Below are 503 nucleotides of genomic sequence, written 5' to 3'. Positions count from 1 at the left end.
CATAGTGGTTACCTAGCCAACAATTTAGTGCTATTAATAGCACCATTTAACAGGTGCGGTCAAGAAACATAACGCCCCGCTAAACGGCGAGCGTCAGCGAGTCCGGTGGAGGCCACGTTTTTTGTGGCCGGAACGGATTTAAGCGGCTTGTTATGTGAGCGTGCCACCATCTACAAACCTTGTCTTGCCCTTTCTATTGCGGATTTGACCGCCAATAAGGCCTGAGGACTATTTTTCCAGCAAGTAGTTCTGAGCATAGACGCCACTCTTTCAGCAATTTCTTTTGGCTCATAGTTCGCTAACTCAGAAAAAGAATCTATGCCTATTTCCTCAAAACGCTTCACTACCGTAGGCCCAACGCCTTTCACTTCGAGTAGAGCAGTTCTTTCTGATTCGCTGAATGCCATATCAAAACTCCTTAAGCCACATAACAGTGATTATACGCCCTGCCATGAAACCTCAATGAACGTGACATCACAATGACTGAGGTTTCATAGCCACCA

At 46.1% G+C, this 503-nt stretch carries 1 protein-coding gene; it reads right to left on the bottom strand.

Annotation, left to right across the window (positions count from 1 at the left end; genetic code table 11):
* Positions 1 to 170: 170 nt before the first annotated feature.
* Positions 171 to 407, bottom strand: a complete 237-nt coding sequence (locus CWI66_RS17725) for a helix-hairpin-helix domain-containing protein (protein WP_100732396.1) — start codon at positions 405 to 407, stop codon at positions 171 to 173.
* Positions 408 to 503: the final 96 nt, after the last annotated feature.

The organism is Halomonas sp. 141, from assembly GCF_002810305.1.
Lineage (GTDB): Bacteria > Pseudomonadota > Gammaproteobacteria > Pseudomonadales > Halomonadaceae > Vreelandella > Vreelandella stevensii.
Note: the sequence above shows the minus strand (reverse complement) of the source record. Positions and strands in the feature narration are given on the sequence as shown.